Genomic DNA, 15,922 nt, shown 5'->3' on the forward strand with positions numbered 1-15,922 from the left:
GCCGCCATGCACAGCGAACTGCCCGGCTACGCCGAACTGCACTGCCTTTCGGCCTTCAGTTTCCAGCGCGGTGCTTCGATCGCCGAAGAGCTGTTCGCGCGTGCCGCCGGCCAGGGCTATCGCGCGCTGGCGATCACCGATGAATGCTCGCTGGCCGGCATCGTGCGCGCCTGGCAGGCAGCGAAGACGCATGGCGTGGCGCTGATCGTCGGTGCCGAATTCCAGGTCGAGGACGGGCCGAAGCTGGCCCTGCTGTGCACCGACCAGGCCGCCTATGCCGGGCTCTGCCAGTTGATCACCACCTGCCGGCGGCGCGCAGCCAAGGGCGAGTACCGCTGCCTGCGCGAGGACCTGCTCGGGCTGCCCGACGGCCTGCTGTGCCTGTGGCTGGACCGGCAACCCGCCGCCACCGACCTGGAACTGCTGCGCGCCGGCTTCAATGATCGGCTGTGGTTGGCGGTGGAGCTGCACCACGAACACGACGACGCACGCCGCCTGCAGCAGCTGCAGGCCTTCGGCGAACGCCACCACCTGCCGCTGGTCGCCAGTGGCGACGTGCACATGCACGTGCGCCGCCGCCGCGCCCTGCAGGACACGCTGACCGCGATCCGCCACCGCTGCAGCGTGGCCGAGGCTGGCTGGCGCCTGTTCCCCAACGGCGAGCGCCACCTGCGCCCGCGCACCGCGCTGGCCCAGCTGTATCCGCCCGAACTGCTGGCCGAGACCCTGCGCATCGCCGAGCGCTGCCACTTCACCCTGGAACAGCTGCAGTACACCTACCCGCGCGAGCTGGTGCCCGAGGGCCACGATCCGGACAGCTGGCTGCGCGTGCTGGTCGAGCGTGGCATCGGGTGGCGCTGGAAAGACGGCATCAAACCGAAACAACGCGAGCAGATCGAACACGAACTGGCGTTGATCAAGCAGAAGAACTACGCCTCCTACTTCCTCACCGTGCAGGACATCGTGCGCTTCGCGCGCAGCCAGGACATCCTCTGCCAGGGCCGCGGCTCGGCGGCCAACTCGGCGGTGTGCTTCGTGCTGGGCGTGACCGAGATCGACCCGGCGCGCAGCAACCTGCTGTTCGAGCGCTTCATCTCCGCCGAGCGCGACGAGCCACCGGATATCGACATCGATTTCGAGCACGAGCGGCGCGAGGAAGTGCTGCAGTACGTGTTCAAGCGCTATGGCCGCGAGCGCGCCGCACTGACCGCGGTGGCCATCAGCTACCGTGGCCGCAGCGCGATCCGCGACGTCGCCCGTGCACTTGGCCTGCCGATGGACCAGGTCAACGAACTGGGCGCGGCGATGGACCACTGGGGCGGCAACATCCCGCTGCCGGAAACCCTGCGCGAGCGTGGCTTCGATCCGGACACGCCGTTGATGCGGCGCCTGCTGGCGTTGACCGCCGAGCTGATCGATTTTCCACGCCACCTGTCGCAGCACCCAGGTGGTTTCGTGATCTCCGAGCATCCGCTGTCGACCCTGGTGCCGGTGGAAAACGCGGCGATGGCCGACCGCACCGTCATCCAGTGGGACAAGGATGACCTGGATGCCACCGGCCTGATGAAGGTCGACTGCCTGGCCCTTGGCATGCTCACCGCCATCCGCAAGTGCCTGGCGATGCTGAAACAGCATGGCCTGCATGAAGGACGCATGGATGCGATCCCGCCCAAGGATGCAAAGACCTTCGACATGATCTGCGCCGCCGATACCATCGGCGTGTTCCAGATCGAATCGCGCGCGCAGATGGCGATGCTGCCGCGCATGCAGCCGCGCACGTTCTATGACCTGGTGATCGAAGTCGCGATCGTGCGCCCCGGCCCGATCCAGGGTGACATGGTCCATCCTTACCTGGAGCGGCGGCGGATCCTGCGCGAACAGGGACCGGGCGCATTGAACGACCCGGACAACCCGCTCTACCCGCCGCAGCTGGAACGCGTGTTCGCACGCACGCTGGGCGTGCCATTGTTCCAGGAACAGGTGATGCAGCTGGCGGTCGAAGCAGCCGGTTACACGCCTGGCCAGGCCGATGCCCTGCGCCGCTCGATGGCGGCCTGGAAACGCCGTGGCGGGCTGGAACCGCATCGCGAGAAGCTGCTGGCCGGCATGTTGGAGAACGGCTTCAGCCTGGAATACGGTGAGCACCTGTTCGAGCAGATCAAGGGCTTCGGCGATTACGGCTTCCCGGAAAGCCACGCCGCCAGCTTCGCCCTGCTGACCTATAACAGCTGCTGGCTGAAATGCCACCACCCGGCCGCGTTCACCGCCAGCCTGATCAACAGCCAGCCACTGGGTTTCTACAGTCCCGACCAGCTGCTGCAGGATGCGCGCCGGCATGGCATCAGCGTGCTGCCGGTGGACGTGCGCTACAGCGACTGGGACTGCACGCTGGATTTCAGCAGGGGCACGGCCGCGATCCGGCTCGGCCTGCGCCTGGTCGACGGCTGCAATGAAGCGGCTGTACAGGCCATCATGCGCGAACGTGCGCGGCGCCCGTTCGAGGATGTCGGCGACCTGTGCCAGCGCACCGCACTGGATCGCCGCCAGCAGGGCCTGCTGGCCGATGCCGGTGCGCTGCGTGGGCTCAGTGGCCATCGCCATCGTGCGCGGTGGGACATCTCCGGCGTGGAAAACCGCCTGCCGCTGTTCGACCAGGCCCGCGCCACTGCTGAAGCGCGCGTGCCGCTGCCGCTGCCCAGCGCCTGGGACGACATGCAGGCCGATTACCGCAGCACCGGCACCACCCTCGGCCGCCATCCGATCTCGTTCCTGCGCGCGCAGCTGCGCAGCCGCGGCTGCCTGGATGCCGCGCAGCTGGCGGGCCACGGCCATGGCCGCCGCGTGCGCATCGCCGGCCTGGTCCGCATGCGCCAGCGCCCGCAGACCGCCAGTGGCGTTACCTTCCTCACCCTTGAAGACGAGACCGGCATGGTCAATGCCGTGGTCTGGCGGCACCTGGCCGATCGCCAGCACCGGGTACTGGTCGATACCCAGCTGATGCAGATCGACGGCCGCCTGGAACGCGTCGATGGCGTGCAGCATGTCATCGTGCAGCGCATGCATTGCCTGGATGAACTGCTGCAGGGGCTGCGCAGCCACAGCCGCGACTTCCATTGACGCCGGGAATCACCGCGTAACGGCCACTGGGTGATGTCGAGCAGGTAGAGGTAGAGTCGACTGTCAGTCGACTTGCGCGCGCCAGCGCGGGAATCTCCGTGATCTGATCGAACAGCAGTCGACTGACAGTCGACTCTACCCATCGCCTTTTGCATCCGCTATCGTCGGCACATCCAAGGAAGGACCACCCGATGCCCCGTGCGCTGCTGCTGACCACACTGGTGGTCTCCACCCTCGCCCTGCTTGTTTCCGGCTGGACCGCCTGGAACCTGCATCGCAGCCAATCGCCACAGCGCATCCTCGAAGCACGCGGGCTGATCATCCACGACGGCACGGGCCAACCCCGGGTGATCCTCGGCGCGCCGGTGCCCGACCCGGTCAGCCACGGCCGGACCCAGGGGCCGCGCGCCACGGCCCTGTCCGGCCTGATCCTGCTCGGCCCGGACGGCTCCGAGCGCGGCGGCTATGGCACCAGCGATCGCGGCGGCGAAGCCGTGCTGACCCTGGACGATGCCAACGGCACCACCGAGGTATTCAAGGTGGTGGCCAACCCGGACCGGGGTGCCAGCCTGATGGTCAAGCACCAGAACAACACCGGCGCCATGCTCACCTCCTGGCAGGGCACGCCGGAGCTGATGTTCATCGATGACAGCGGCCAGTCCTACTACGTGCGCCCCAGCGCCAACGCCGCGCCCTGATCTGCTTCTGGCGTCGAGCCATGCTCGACGCTACACACCGCACACTGCCGCCAGATCATCGGCCAGCTGCCGCAGCTGCGCCGCGCCCAGCGCCGCGCAGGTGATGCGCAGGCCATGCCCCGGCGCAGCCACCGCGAACACTTCACCCGGGCGCACATGCCATCCGCGCGCGGCCAGCGCCAGTACCTGCGGATGGCTGTCGGCCGGCAATGGCAGCCACAGGTTCAATCCCTCCATCGGCAGCGGCGTCGGCATGCCCCGCGCGCGCAGCAGTTCCTGCAGTGACTGCAGGCGCTGCTGGTAACGCGCTCCGGCGGCGGCGATCTTCGCCCGCTGCGCCGCCGAGGCCAGCACCGTGATGGCCGCATCCTGCAACAGATGACTGACCCAGCCGGTGCCTGGCGCCAACCGCAACCGCAACCGCGTCGCGGTCTCTTCATCACAGGCCAGCCAGGCCAGCCGCAGGTCGGGGCCGAGCGGCTTGGACAGCGAACGCAGCAGCGCCCAGCGCCTGCCGTCCGGCGGCAGCACCGAGTGGTAGGCCTGCTGCGAGAGCAGCGCGTAATGATCGTCGATCAGCACCGCCACCTGCGGGTAGGCCGCCAGCAACTGGCGCAGTGCCCGTGCCCGCTTCGCATCCAGGCACGCCCCGGTCGGGTTGTGCGCACGCGGCGTCAGCAGCACCGCACGTGCGCCGGCCTGCAATGCCTGCCGCAGCGATTCGACCTGCATGCCATGGGCATCCACCGCCACCGGCAACGGCGCGTGGCCCGAAGTGTTGAGCACGTTGAGGCTGCCGAGGAAGCATGGATCCTCCACCGCGATGCGATCTCCCGGCAGCAGCCACGCCGCCAGCAGGCGTTCAATGCCATCGACCGCGCCATGGGTCAGCTCCAGCGCATACCCCTCGGGGCAGTCTGCATCCAGCGAGGCGCGTGCCAACGCCTGCAACCTCGGGTCGACCGTGCCCACGCCGTACAGCCGTGGCGCCGTCGACGCCAGCCGCAGGTTCGGCAGCAGGCGCGGATCCGGATTGCCACCGGCCAGGTCCTGCAGCGCCAGCCCCGGCGTGCTGCCTTCGCGCGGCATCGCCGGCGGCAGTCCGCGCACCACGGTGCCACGGCGGCCCGCCGTGCTGGCCAGGCCCGCCGCATCCAATCGCTTGTACGCAGCAGCCACGGTGTTGCGGTTCACCCCCAACTGTTCGGCCAGCTCGCGCACCGGCGGCAGCACACTGCCGGCCGGCAGGCCGCCCTTGCCGATGCCATCGCGGATGCTGTCGAAGATCGACTCGGCGCTATGCCCGGTGATTTTCATTTTGTCCTATGCCAAACTATCTCTTGTCCTGTGCCAGTGTATCCGACCCTGGCCATCCTGCATTGGAGGTGCCCGCATGCCCCTTGCCGCTGCCGACTGGCCCGTCGCCCAGTCCGTTGAACAGATCGCCGCCAACCTGGTCACGGTGCGCCAGCGCATTGCCAGCGCCTGCGCCCGCGTTGGCCGCGACCCGGCCAGCGTGCGCCTGCTGCCGGTCAGCAAGACCGTCGATGAGGCACGCATCCGCATGGCGGTGGCCGTCGGTTGCCACATGCTGGGCGAGAACAAGGTGCAGGAAGCACAGCGCAAGGCCGAGGCGATGGCCGACCTGGACGTGCACTGGTCGGTGATCGGCCACCTGCAGACCAACAAGGCGCGCTACGTGGCGCGCTTCGCCAGCGAGTTCCAGGCGCTCGACAGCCTGCGCGTGGCCGAGGCCCTGCAGCAGCGCCTGCAGCTGGAAGACCGTACGCTGGATGTATTCGTGCAGGTCAACACCTCGGCTGAACCCAGCAAGTACGGACTGGAGCCCGACGCGGTCGAGGCCTTCGTGCACCAACTGCCCGCGTTCGATCGCCTGCGCGTACGCGGCCTGATGACGCTGGCCATCTTCACCCCGGAGGTCGAGCGCGTGCGTGCCTGCTTCGTGCGCCTGCGCCAGCTGCGCGACCAGCTGCAGGGCACTGCGCCTGCCGGCATCGACCTGTCTCAGCTGTCGATGGGCATGTCCGGCGACTTCGAAGTCGCCATCGAGGAAGGTGCCACCGTGGTCCGTGTCGGCCAGGCCATCTTTGGCGCGCGCGCCACCCCGGACAGTTTCTATTGGCCCAGCAATGGAGCCCCGGCATGAAGCATGCGGTCGTCCTGCAACACGTTGCCTTTGAAGACCTCGGTACCTTGCAGCCTCTGCTTCTGGCGCAGGGCTGGCAGCTGCAGGTGCTGCAGGCCGGTATCGACACGCTCGACGCGGCCGAGGCCGCCGACCTGCTGGTGGTGCTGGGGGGACCGATCAGCGTCAACGACGTTGATCTCTATCCCTTTCTCAACGACAGCATCGCGCTGTTGCAACGCCGGCTGCAGCAGCAGCGACCCACGCTGGGCATCTGCCTCGGCGCGCAGCTGATGGCACGTGCGCTCGGTGCCGACGTCACCGCCACGGGCGGCAAGGAGATCGGCTTTGCGCCGCTGCTGCTCACCGATGACGGCCAGCGCTCGCCGCTGCAGGCCCTGCAGGGTATCCCGGTGCTGCATTGGCATGGCGAGGCGTTCGAACTCCCGGCCGGTGCACGTCGCCTGGCCAGCACGCCGGCCTGCCGCCACCAGGCGTTCGCCATCGGCAACCATGCGCTGGCACTGCAATGCCATCCCGAGCTGGACGCACGCCAGTTCGAACGCTGGCTGATCGGCCACACCCTGGAACTGGCCCAGGCCGGCATCAGTCCCAACGACCTGCGTGCGCAGTCGCGTCGCTATGGTGCGCCACTGGCGGCGGCCGCCACCGCGATGTTCGACCATTGGCTGCAGGACCTGCCGGAGCAACCGCGATGAACTACCGATTGCAGATCCACCGCGATGGCGCCTACTGGGGCCACTTCGACTGCGCCGGCCCCGATGCCCTGCAACGCATGGACGCCATCGCCGCGCAGCTGCCTGCCGGCCAGGGCTTCCAGCTGAAACGGCAGAAAGGTGTCGGCGAAGAACGCATCCTGTCCAGCAATGCCGACGGCCTGCGCGTGCTGGCGGCGCAGGTTCAGTACCGCGACCTCTGACGATCCGATGGGGCACCGGCCACTGGCCGGCACCTCTCTGCACCGCAAGCGGATGCGGGCGAAATACCACCTCTTGATGCAAATGATTCTCTTTTGCTGTAAGGTGCAGCCGCTGCCCTTGCCGCCGCGGGCTGTTCCCTTTCCCAGTTGTCGCCCGCCCCGTGTCCACGCCTGTCGAACCGACGGATGTCGCGCAGCTGTGCGCGGCCCATTACCGGCCGCTGCACGCCCATGTCCGCCGTAAACTCCCGCAACGCTGCGACGCCGATGACGTCGTGCAGGAAACCTGGCTGCGCGTTGTCAGCGTCGCCGCCAGTGGCCTGCTGGGCAACGGCCGCGCCTACCTGTACCGCGTCGCCCACAATCTGATCGCCGATCATTACCGCCAGCGCAAGCGCCGGCGCGAAGAAGCGATGGATGAGGCGCAACTGCACGCGATCGCCGACCCTGCGCCATTGCCGGTACAGCGCCTGCTCAATACCGAACAGCTGCGCCACCTCGACGCAGTCATTGCCGCCCTTCCCCCTCGTTCACGCCAGGTGTTCCTGCTGGCACGGGTGGAGCAGATGGCACTGGCCGAGATCGGCCGCCAGCTGGGTATCAGCCGGCAGACCGCGCATGGCCATCTGCTGCGTGCGCTGGTCGCACTGCAGCAGGTCCCCGGCGCATGAGCCAGGAGGCGATCGCGCGCGAGGCCGCGCGTTGGTGGCTGGACGGGCATGAAGGCGGCCGCGACGAGCGTGCGTTCAATCAGTGGTACCACGCCGACGTGCGCCACGCCGCGCAGTACCAGCACCTGCAGGCGCTCTGGCAGGCCGGTGATGCGACGCCCAGCCTGCAGCGGCACCAGCACAGGCGGCAGCGCCGGCGCCTGCGCGAGGCCGGCACCGCGGTGCTGCTGCTCTGTGCACTGGGCCTGTATACCCGCCAGGCCGCACCGCCGGCCGCGCAGGTGATGCGCACGGCCGCGGGCGAGGTCCGCGAAGAAGTGCTGCCCGACGGTTCACATGTGCTGCTCTCGCCCGGCAGTGAAGTGCGTATGCGCATCGATGCGCAGCGGCGCCAGCTGCAGCTGCAGCACGGCCAGGCGTGGTTCAAGGTGGCCGCCGATGCGCAGCACCCGTTCCAGGTGCACACGACGCACGGCACGGTCACGGCGCTCGGCACGGCCTTCGACCTTGCCGTGCACGACAATGACAGCGTGGTCACCGTCACCGAGCATCGCGTCCGCGTGGACAGCGGCATCCACAGCGAGCAGGCCACCGAAGGGCAGCAGCTGCGCTTCGATGGCCGGGCTCCCATCCGGACCCTGGCGGCCCGCTCCAGTGCCCTGGACTGGCGCGAACGCCGCCTGCACTGGGTCTCCACGCCCTTGGCCGAGGTCACCGAGGACCTGGATCGCTGGCATGGTGGCCACACTTGGATCCTCGGCGCACACCTGCGCCAGCAGCCGGTCACCCTGCTCGGCAGCGCCGACGGTGCAGCGCGCAGCCGCGACCAGCTGGCCACGCAGCTGCAGGTGCGCGTGCTCCGCCTGGGCGCGGGCGTGCAGGTATGGCTGCCGCCACGCAAGGGACATCGCGATGCACCCTGACATCGGCCCCGCCACTGCGTCTCCCCAGGATGACGACGCGCTGCGTCAGCCCCTGGAGCCCCCGATGCCGTTTCACCGCCCCCTTGTCCTCGCCCTGTCACTGGCCTGCGCCAGTCCGCTTCCGTTGTTGCCTGCCAGCGCCTGCGCGCAGGCGGCCACGCGCCACTTCGATCTTCCTGCACAACCGCTGGCCAGCGCGCTGGATGCCTACAGCCGGCTGACCGGTGTCGATCTGGTGATCGGCGCGGCATTGCCGGGCGGCCAGATGGCGCCGGCGCTGCGCGGACGGTTCGACGATACGCAGGCCCTGTCGCGCCTGCTGGCCGGCAGCGGCCTGCGCCCGCGCTTCATCAACGCACGCCGCGCCACCCTGGAACCGGCGCCGGCCCCCCCCGCCGATGGCAGCCGTCGAACCGGCCCGCTCCGCGTTCAGGGTGATGCCGCGCAGGGTCATTCTCCCGGTGCAGGGGCCAGCCAGTATGTGCCGGCCACCCGCGATGGCTTTGCGCCAGCGGTCGGCAGCGAGCGCGTGGCGATGGCCGACCGCCAGGACGGCAACAGCCTGCTGCGCTCGATGCCCGGCACCCACAGCTTCCACTCGCGCAGCCAGCCCGGCCTGCAGGTCAACATCCGCGGCATGACCGGTGCGGGGCGGGTCAACACCATGATCGATGGCGTCACCCAGACCTTCCGCAACAATGCGGGCCACGGCTCGGGCGGGCCGTTCGCCTATGTCGATCCGTTCCTGCTGGCCGGCGTGGACGTGCAGCGCGGCGCAGTCGCCGGTGGTGATGGCGCCGGCACGCTGGCCGGCAGTGCCAATTTCCGCACGCTCGACATCGACGATCTGCTGGGCGAAGGTCGTGACTGGGGCCTGCGCGCGGGCTACCGCCATGGCAACAACGGCTACGGCAATGGCCGTACCTTTGCCGGTGCCTGGCGCCACAGCGAGGATGGCGGCGACCGCCAGTTCGGCCTGCTGGCCGCTGCCAGCAGCAGCCGCAGCAGCGAATACGCCACCGCGCGCGGGCAGAAGAACACCGCCGACCCGGGCAGCCAGCAGCCCGGCAGCTGGCTGCTCAAGGCCCGCCTGCAGCCGAGCGACCAGCACCGGCTCGACCTGAGCCACATGCGTTACGAAAACGACTTCTACCACAACTACCCGTGGCAGATTTCCGCACGCAACCAGCGCGCCCGCTACCACTACACGCCCTATTCGCCTTGGATCGACCTGCGCGCGACCTTCGCCGGCAACAAGACCCGGCTGTTCTATCCCCCCGTGGAGGATTCCAGCTACATCGGTCGCCGCACCCACAGCAGCCTGAGCAGCTGGACCCTGGACAACACCAGTCGCTTCGATGTCGGCGCACTGCAGGCGCGCTGGAACACCGGCATCAAGCACCAGTCGGATATCTATGTGGCCGACACCCCCACCCTGCGCGGGGCCAACCCCGAGGGCCGCAGCCAGCTGGACAGTGTGTTCAGCACGCTGGAGCTGCAGTACGAGGTCTACGCGCTGACCGCAGGCCTGCGCCAGGATCGCTATGGCATCCGTGGTCATGTTCCCTTGTGCTCGGATGTGCCCGGCCAGTGCGCCGAGATCAACGGCGGCGGCATCGATGTGCGCCGCACCCAGCGCGCACTCAGCCCCAGCCTGGCGGCAGCGTGGCAGGCCACCGACTGGCTGCAACTGTTCGCTGAAGTCTCGCGCACTTCCCGCCCGCCGCGGGTGCAGGAGATGTTCTTCGAGAAGATTCCTCTGGAAGGCATGAGCGATGCCGATGGCGTCGGCGCCAACCCGTTCCTGCGCCGTGAGCGCTCGCGCAACCTGCAGTTCGGCGCCAACCTCAGCGCCTCCTCGCTGCTGACCGACGGTGACCTGGCGCAGCTGCGCGTCACCCGCTTCGACAACCGCATCCGTGACTACATCAAGCCGCAGTACCTGCTGATCGTGCACCCGCCGGAGGTGGAGCCATTCGTGGTGCCGATCGACAGCGATCCGCAGCTCGCTGCCTGGACCGATGCGCTGGACGTGGACGACTTCAGCACCACCACGCGCTGGATGAACCACCCGGGCGTGGTGCGCATGCGCGGTATCGAGCTGGAAGCGCACTACGCCAGCGCGCACTACCACGCCACGCTGAGCTGGACCCGTTCGCACACCCGCGCGCCCGCCATCGAATTCGTCAACCTGGAAGACATCACCGCCCTGCCCGACCGCTACTGGACGCTGGACGTGGGCGGCCGCTGGTGGCAGCAGCGCGTGCAGGCCGGCCTGCGCGCCGAATACTCCGGGCCCACCGAGGAAGGCCATGACTTCTTCCAGACCCGCAAGACCGGCGGCACCGGCGTGCTGCTCGACTTCTACGCCAGCTTCAAGCCCCAGCCCAACACCACGCTGTGGCTGAACATCGAAAACCTGCAGAACAAGTCCTATGACAACAATGCCTCGATCGACAGCATCTTCAGCCCGATCCTGGACCGCGGCAACGGTCGCGGCCGCACCGTCTCGATGGGCCTCAACGTGGCGTTCTAGCCGCCGCTGGCTGCCGCTGTGCCTGCTCGCGCTTGCCGCACTGGTGCGCGCGCAGCCACTGCCCGGCACGGTGATCGATCTGGCCAGTGGCCAGCGCCTGGACGAAGCCGCGTTCGTGAAGCGCGCAGCGAATGCACCGCGACTGCTGCTGGGCGAACGCCACGACCAGGCCGCTGACCACGCTGCCCAGCGCTGGCTGCTGCAGGCGCTGCAACAGCAGCGTCCACACGGCGCGCTGGTGCTGGAGATGATCGCCAGCGAGCGCCAGCCGCGCCTGGACCGCGTGCAACGCTGGCTGGCCAAGGGCAATCGTGCCGACGGCACGCGCCTGCAGGAACTTCTGGACTGGGATGCACGCTGGCCGTGGGCTGCCTATGGCGGGCTGGTACAGGACGCCACCGCGGCCGGCATCCCCCTGTTCGGCGGCAACCTGTCGCGTGCCGAGGTCAATGCGTTGCTCGCCTCCAACGCCTCGGTGCGGTTCCCGATGCCCACCGCCCGGCAACGCCTGTCGGTCGTGGTGCTGGCCCAGCACGCAGGCGCAGCACCGATGCTGGAAGGAATGCTGGCCGTGCAACAGGCCCGCGACATCCGCATGGCACAGGTAATGGCCGCAGCCCCTGCACCCGCGCTGCTGGTGGCCGGCCGCTGGCATGTACTGCGCGGTACCGGCGTGCCGGGCTACCTGCCACCGGACGCACCGGCACTGGTGATCGCGCTTGCGTCACCCGGTGAAACCGTCGATGCGGCCGACGCCGACCTGCTGTGGGTGCTGGGCGATGAGTGAACGGCGCCAACACTGGCAGGCGATTGCCATCAGCATCGGCCTGCACCTGTTGCCCTTGCTGCTGTTGATGCACTGGGTGGCAACGCCGCCGCTGCCGCCGCCAGCTGAGCAGGACGTGCGCATCAGCCTGCGCCTGCTGGCACCGGCTACGCCGCCCCAGCCGGTGGAAGAGCGCCAGGCCGACACCCCCAGCCAGGCGCAGCAGGCGCGCGCGTCGCGGCCAACCAGGTCGCCCCCGCCACCGAAGCCCACCACCGCGCGCGAGGGAGAGTTGACCGCCAGCGCACGCGGCGGTTCCGGCGAGCACGCCCTGCCCCCCGCCCCGGCGGCGACCGTGACCGATACACCTCCCGTGCCGGCATCGATCACGGCCGCGCCGCCCACTCCGGACGCACCACCGGCGGACGTCCAGGCCGGCGCCGCCAGCGACCAGTGGGACGCCCGCCTGATGGCGCGGCTGGAGCGCTACCGCTACTACCCTGCCGCCGCACGCGCGCGCCGCCAGCAGGGAACGGCCTGGGTCAGGGCCAGCATCGGCCGCACCGGCCGCCTGCTGTCATTGCGGCTGGAGCAGTCCAGTGGCCAGCCGGAGCTCGACGCGGCCGCGCTGCAGACGTTCCGCCGCGCCCAGCCGCTGCCGCCCATTCCCGATGAACTGAAGGCACCGCAGGAACGGGTGGTGCCGGTGGAGTACTACCTGCGCTAGGCGTCGCGGAACGGCGCGGCCGTCTGCGACCTCAACCGCGGTTGGCGTCACGTAGATGCGCCACATCACAGCGGCCCGCCGCGCGCACCGATCCCGGCAGGGCCTAGAGCCGAGCCCGTGCTCGGCTGCTGCACACGGAAAGCAGCCGCGCAGGGACCCGGCCCCGCAGAAGCAGGTTCAGGTCCACGCCGGGTCCGCGGTGAAATCGATGGTCAGCCAGAACGTACCGCCACGCGCGTCCAGCCGCACCGCGATCTCATCGCGCATCGCATCGACCTCGCCCACCGCGCCCAATGGCGTCGCCGGGTCCGCCAATACGTGGATCTCGACAAAGCGCATCCGCCCTATCTTCGCCACATGGCTGGTGAAGCCGGCATAGCCCCGCTCGGCGACGAACGCCTGCATCACCTGCTGCACGCGCCGGTCCAGGTCATCCGGCGCCACCTGCAGTACCTCGCGCATGGCCTTCCACGCGCTGCGCGCAGGGACCGGCAGCACCGCCAGGCTGATCAACGCCAGTACCATCGAGTCCAGGTACGGCACCCAGTGGTGCCAGTCGCCCCCATGCAAGGCCAGCGCAAGCACGAAGGCCAGCACGACCGCCAGGCTCATCAGGCCGCCCAGCAGCCAGCCGCGCACATCCAACCACAACAGCGCCGAGCGCAGCCGACGCGCGCGCTGCGCGACGAATGCCGCCATCGCCAGGTTGCTGGCACTCAACAGTGCCGCCCACCACAGCGCGGGCCCGAACTTCACTTCGTGCCCGCCGGTGGTCAAGCCGATCACCGCGTTGGCCAGCGCATACACGCAGGCCAGCGACAGGATCACCCCACCCAGTGCCTCGACCATCGGCTCCAGGTGCCAGTAGCCGTACTGGAAGCGCGGGCTTTGTTCCCGCGCCACCAGCCGCAGTACCGACAGCGACACCAGGGTCAGGGCAACATCGACCAGGCTGTAGACGCCATCGAACAGGATGGCCTGCGAGCCCACCAGCAGGCCACCACTGAAGCCGATCGCGCTCACCGCGATGGTGACCCCGATCGAGAACTTCAGGATGCGTTGCTCGCGCGCGGTATCCATCGCTCTCCGAAGGGCCGACCGTCGCGGGTCAGGCCTTCAGCACCTCCACCCTGTACGAGGCCACATCGCCGTCATGCTCGATGATGAGCCCGTGCACGTCCGACTCGAAGCCCGGGAAGCGCGCGTTCTGCTCACGGGCGATGCGCAGCGACTGGATGATCGGCTCGTCGCTGTCGCCGAAGCGCTCGCCCGGCATGATGGTCGGAATGCCCGGCGGGTACGGCACCAGCATCGTCGCCGCGATGCGGCCACTGAGCTGCTCGATGTCGACCCGCTCGATCTCGCCCTTCACCAGGTGGTTGTAGGCATCGGCCGGGGTCATCACCGGGGTCGGCAGGTCCACGTACATCTCACGCATGACCTTGGCCACGGCGAATTCCTGGTTGAACGCATGGAGCGCGTCACACAGATCGCGCAGGCCCCAGCCGGCGTAGGCAACCGGATAATCAGCCGCCAGCGTCGGCAGCGCCTGGCTCAGCGGTGCATTGCGGTCATAGAGTTCCTTGAATGCCATCAGCTCCGTCACCAGGGTGCTCCACTTGCCCTTGGTGATGCCCATCGAGAAGAGGAACAGCACCGAGTACAGGTTGGTCTTTTCCACGGTGATGCCGCGGCCCCACAGGAACTTGCTCAGCACCGCCGCCGGAATACCCAGCTTGCCCATGCTGCCGTCCATTCCCAGGCCCGGGGTCAGCAGGGTCACCTTGATCGGATCGATCAGCACATAGTCGTCGACCAGGTTCTGGAAACCGTGCCAGTGCGCGTCCGGCTGCAGGTACCACTCCTCGCGCTTGGCCACCAGCGGCGCCGGCGTGTCGCCCTTGTCCAGGCTGCGCTCGACCTGGGTCGGCTGCCACACGCTGAACCACCAGTCGTCGCGGCCCAGGTCGTCGCGGACGTGCAGCATCGCGCGGCGGAAGGCGATCGCCTCGTCATGCATCTCCTGCACCAGCGAACGGCCGGCATCGCCTTCCATCATCTTCGATGCCACGTCACAGGCGGCGATCACCCCGTAGTGCGGGCTGGTCGAGGTGTGCATCATGAACGACTCTTTGAAGCGTTCGGCATCCAGGTTGCGCTGGGCGGAATTGCGCACGTGGATCATCGACGCCTGCGAGAACGCCGCCAGCAGCTTGTGGGTCGAATGCGTGGTGAAGATGATGGCATCCTGCTCACGCGGCTTGCCCTTGGCCATGCCGTAGTGGTTCTCGTAGAACGGGTGGAACGCAGCGTAGGCGTACCACGCTTCGTCGAAGTGCAGGAAATCGACCGCGCTGCCGATCTCGTCAGCGATCTTCTCGGCGTTGTAGCACAGGCCGTCGTAGGTCGAATTGGTCACCACCGCGATGCGCGGCTTGGAGCCGGCCTGATAGGCCTTGCTGGCCAGCGGATTGGCGGCGATGCGCTGCTGCAGCGATTCCGGCGTGAACTGGTCCAGGCTGATCGGCCCGATGATGCCGTGCGCATTGCGGCTGGGGGTGAAGTACACCGGTACTGCGCCGGTCATGATCAGCGCATGCAGCAGCGACTTGTGGCAGTTGCGATCGACGAACACCACATCGCCGCGCGCCACCGTGCCATGCCAGACGATCTTGTTGGCGGTGGAGGTGCCGTTGGTGACGAAGAAGGTGTGGTCGGCGCCGAAGTTGCGCGCCGCCTCTTCCTCGGCGTCCTTGATCGGGCCGGTATGATCCAGCAGCGAGCCGAGCTCGGGCACCGAGATCGACAGATCGCTGCGCAGGGTGTTTTCCCCGTAGAACTGATGGAATGCACGGCCGACCGGTGACTTGGTGAACGCCACGCCACCTGCGTGGCCCGGCGTGTGCCAGGAGTAGTTCGACTCGGCTGCATGGTGGATCAGCGCCTTGAAGAACGGCGGCAGCAGGTTCTTCATGTAGTCTTCGGCCGCGCGCATCACCTGCCGCGAGATGAAGCTCTTGGTGTCTTCGAACAGGAAGATGAAACCGTGGATGTACTTGAGCAGCTTGCTCGGCACCTTCTCGATGGTGCGGCGCTCGCCGTACAGGAACACCGGCAGATTGGCACGGCGCGCGCTCTGCTCGCGCAGAAAGGCAGTCAGGCGCTGGAACTCGCCATCCACCTCTTCGCTGCCATCGATCGAGATCAGCACCGCCGAGGCCGCCACGTAGGTACGAGCACCGGCCCGGGCGTCATCCAGGTTCAGCCCGCACAGCACGCGCTGGTCGTTGCTGCGCAGCTCCTCCACCAGCGCACGGATCAGGATGCCACCGATGCGCGGCGAGTCGTAGTCGTTGTCGATGACAATGACCGGGTAGTCCAGGGACTTGAAGTACACG

At 68.3% G+C, this 15,922-nt stretch carries 13 protein-coding genes; 10 read left to right on the top strand and 3 right to left on the bottom strand.

From position 1 onward, the window contains the following. The first annotated feature begins 6 nt into the window (after window positions 1–6). Window positions 7–3,117, top strand: coding sequence for an error-prone DNA polymerase (locus NSQ78_RS13370; RefSeq protein ID WP_064238756.1), 3,111 nt, complete (start codon window positions 7–9; stop codon window positions 3,115–3,117). Window positions 3,118–3,308: 191 nt separating this feature from the next. After that, window positions 3,309–3,815 carry a hypothetical protein gene (locus tag NSQ78_RS13375; protein WP_064238757.1) on the top strand — a complete coding sequence of 169 codons (507 nt, stop codon included), beginning with the start codon at window positions 3,309–3,311 and terminating at the stop codon, window positions 3,813–3,815. A 30-nt stretch (window positions 3,816–3,845) separates the two neighbouring features. Here NSQ78_RS13375 and ptsJ read toward each other — a convergent pair whose 3' ends face one another. Continuing rightward, window positions 3,846–5,132: a transcriptional regulator PtsJ gene (ptsJ, locus tag NSQ78_RS13380; RefSeq protein ID WP_064238758.1), complete on the bottom strand. Its 1,287-nt coding sequence runs from the start codon at window positions 5,130–5,132 to the stop codon at window positions 3,846–3,848. 76 nt (window positions 5,133–5,208) lie between these two features. On the opposite strand from ptsJ, the gene NSQ78_RS13385 reads away from it, so the two are divergent. The 8 genes from NSQ78_RS13385 (at window position 5,209) to NSQ78_RS13420 (ending at window position 12,524) form a co-directional block, all read left to right on the top strand. Continuing rightward, window positions 5,209–5,982, top strand: a complete 774-nt coding sequence (locus NSQ78_RS13385) for a YggS family pyridoxal phosphate-dependent enzyme (protein WP_064238759.1) — start codon at window positions 5,209–5,211, stop codon at window positions 5,980–5,982. Beyond that, window positions 5,979–6,680, top strand: coding sequence for a glutamine amidotransferase (locus tag NSQ78_RS13390; protein WP_049469326.1), 702 nt, complete (start codon window positions 5,979–5,981; stop codon window positions 6,678–6,680). The genes NSQ78_RS13385 and NSQ78_RS13390 overlap by 4 nt, the downstream gene beginning before the upstream one ends. Beyond that, window positions 6,677–6,901 (top strand): hypothetical protein, encoded by a 225-nt coding sequence (locus tag NSQ78_RS13395; protein ID WP_049469329.1) that lies wholly within the window; start codon window positions 6,677–6,679, stop codon window positions 6,899–6,901. The genes NSQ78_RS13390 and NSQ78_RS13395 overlap by 4 nt, the downstream gene beginning before the upstream one ends. 161 nt (window positions 6,902–7,062) lie before the next feature. Continuing rightward, on the top strand, window positions 7,063–7,572 hold the full coding sequence (locus NSQ78_RS13400) for an RNA polymerase sigma factor (RefSeq protein WP_057494642.1): 510 nt from the start codon (window positions 7,063–7,065) through the stop codon (window positions 7,570–7,572). Then, the gene (locus tag NSQ78_RS13405) at window positions 7,569–8,495 is read left to right on the top strand and encodes a FecR domain-containing protein (RefSeq protein WP_064238760.1); all 927 of its coding nucleotides are present in this window, start codon (window positions 7,569–7,571) and stop codon (window positions 8,493–8,495) included. Before NSQ78_RS13400 ends, NSQ78_RS13405 begins: the two co-directional genes overlap by 4 nt. A 64-nt stretch (window positions 8,496–8,559) precedes the next feature. Continuing rightward, window positions 8,560–11,031, top strand: coding sequence for a TonB-dependent receptor (locus NSQ78_RS13410; RefSeq protein WP_064238761.1), 2,472 nt, complete (start codon window positions 8,560–8,562; stop codon window positions 11,029–11,031). A gap of 40 nt (window positions 11,032–11,071) precedes the next feature. Further along, window positions 11,072–11,818, top strand: coding sequence for a ChaN family lipoprotein (locus NSQ78_RS13415; RefSeq protein ID WP_308304681.1), 747 nt, complete (start codon window positions 11,072–11,074; stop codon window positions 11,816–11,818). Beyond that, window positions 11,811–12,524, top strand: coding sequence for an energy transducer TonB (locus NSQ78_RS13420; RefSeq protein WP_064238762.1), 714 nt, complete (start codon window positions 11,811–11,813; stop codon window positions 12,522–12,524). Before NSQ78_RS13415 ends, NSQ78_RS13420 begins: the two co-directional genes overlap by 8 nt. Window positions 12,525–12,701: 177 nt before the next feature. Here the strand turns inward: NSQ78_RS13420 and NSQ78_RS13425 are convergent, their stop codons facing one another. Both NSQ78_RS13425 and NSQ78_RS13430 read right to left on the bottom strand, forming a co-directional pair. Then, entirely contained in the window at window positions 12,702–13,604 is a 903-nt protein-coding gene (locus NSQ78_RS13425; protein WP_064238763.1) for a cation diffusion facilitator family transporter, read from the bottom strand. A 28-nt stretch (window positions 13,605–13,632) separates the two neighbouring features. After that, entirely contained in the window at window positions 13,633–15,921 is a 2,289-nt protein-coding gene (locus NSQ78_RS13430; RefSeq protein ID WP_339206417.1) for an Orn/Lys/Arg decarboxylase N-terminal domain-containing protein, read from the bottom strand. Window position 15,922 lies beyond the last annotated feature (1 nt).

The sequence above is a fragment of the Stenotrophomonas sp. FSL W7-1447 genome, from assembly GCF_037966425.1.
Lineage (GTDB): Bacteria > Pseudomonadota > Gammaproteobacteria > Xanthomonadales > Xanthomonadaceae > Stenotrophomonas > Stenotrophomonas pavanii.

Excerpts from the sequence above, each read along its gene's own strand:
- NSQ78_RS13370 (WP_064238756.1), top strand. The coding sequence starts at position 7 with ATGCACAGCGAACTGCCCGGCTACGCCGAACTGCACTGCCTTTCGGCC.
- NSQ78_RS13395 (WP_049469329.1), top strand. The coding sequence starts at position 6,677 with ATGAACTACCGATTGCAGATCCACCGCGATGGCGCCTACTGGGGCCAC.
- NSQ78_RS13410 (WP_064238761.1), top strand. The coding sequence starts at position 8,560 with ATGCCGTTTCACCGCCCCCTTGTCCTCGCCCTGTCACTGGCCTGCGCC.
- NSQ78_RS13425 (WP_064238763.1), bottom strand. The coding sequence starts at position 13,604 with ATGGATACCGCGCGCGAGCAACGCATCCTGAAGTTCTCGATCGGGGTC.
- NSQ78_RS13385 (WP_064238759.1), top strand. The coding sequence starts at position 5,209 with ATGCCCCTTGCCGCTGCCGACTGGCCCGTCGCCCAGTCCGTTGAACAG.
- ptsJ (WP_064238758.1), bottom strand. The coding sequence starts at position 5,132 with ATGAAAATCACCGGGCATAGCGCCGAGTCGATCTTCGACAGCATCCGC.
- NSQ78_RS13420 (WP_064238762.1), top strand. The coding sequence starts at position 11,811 with ATGAGTGAACGGCGCCAACACTGGCAGGCGATTGCCATCAGCATCGGC.
- NSQ78_RS13375 (WP_064238757.1), top strand. The coding sequence starts at position 3,309 with ATGCCCCGTGCGCTGCTGCTGACCACACTGGTGGTCTCCACCCTCGCC.
- NSQ78_RS13390 (WP_049469326.1), top strand. The coding sequence starts at position 5,979 with ATGAAGCATGCGGTCGTCCTGCAACACGTTGCCTTTGAAGACCTCGGT.
- NSQ78_RS13405 (WP_064238760.1), top strand. The coding sequence starts at position 7,569 with ATGAGCCAGGAGGCGATCGCGCGCGAGGCCGCGCGTTGGTGGCTGGAC.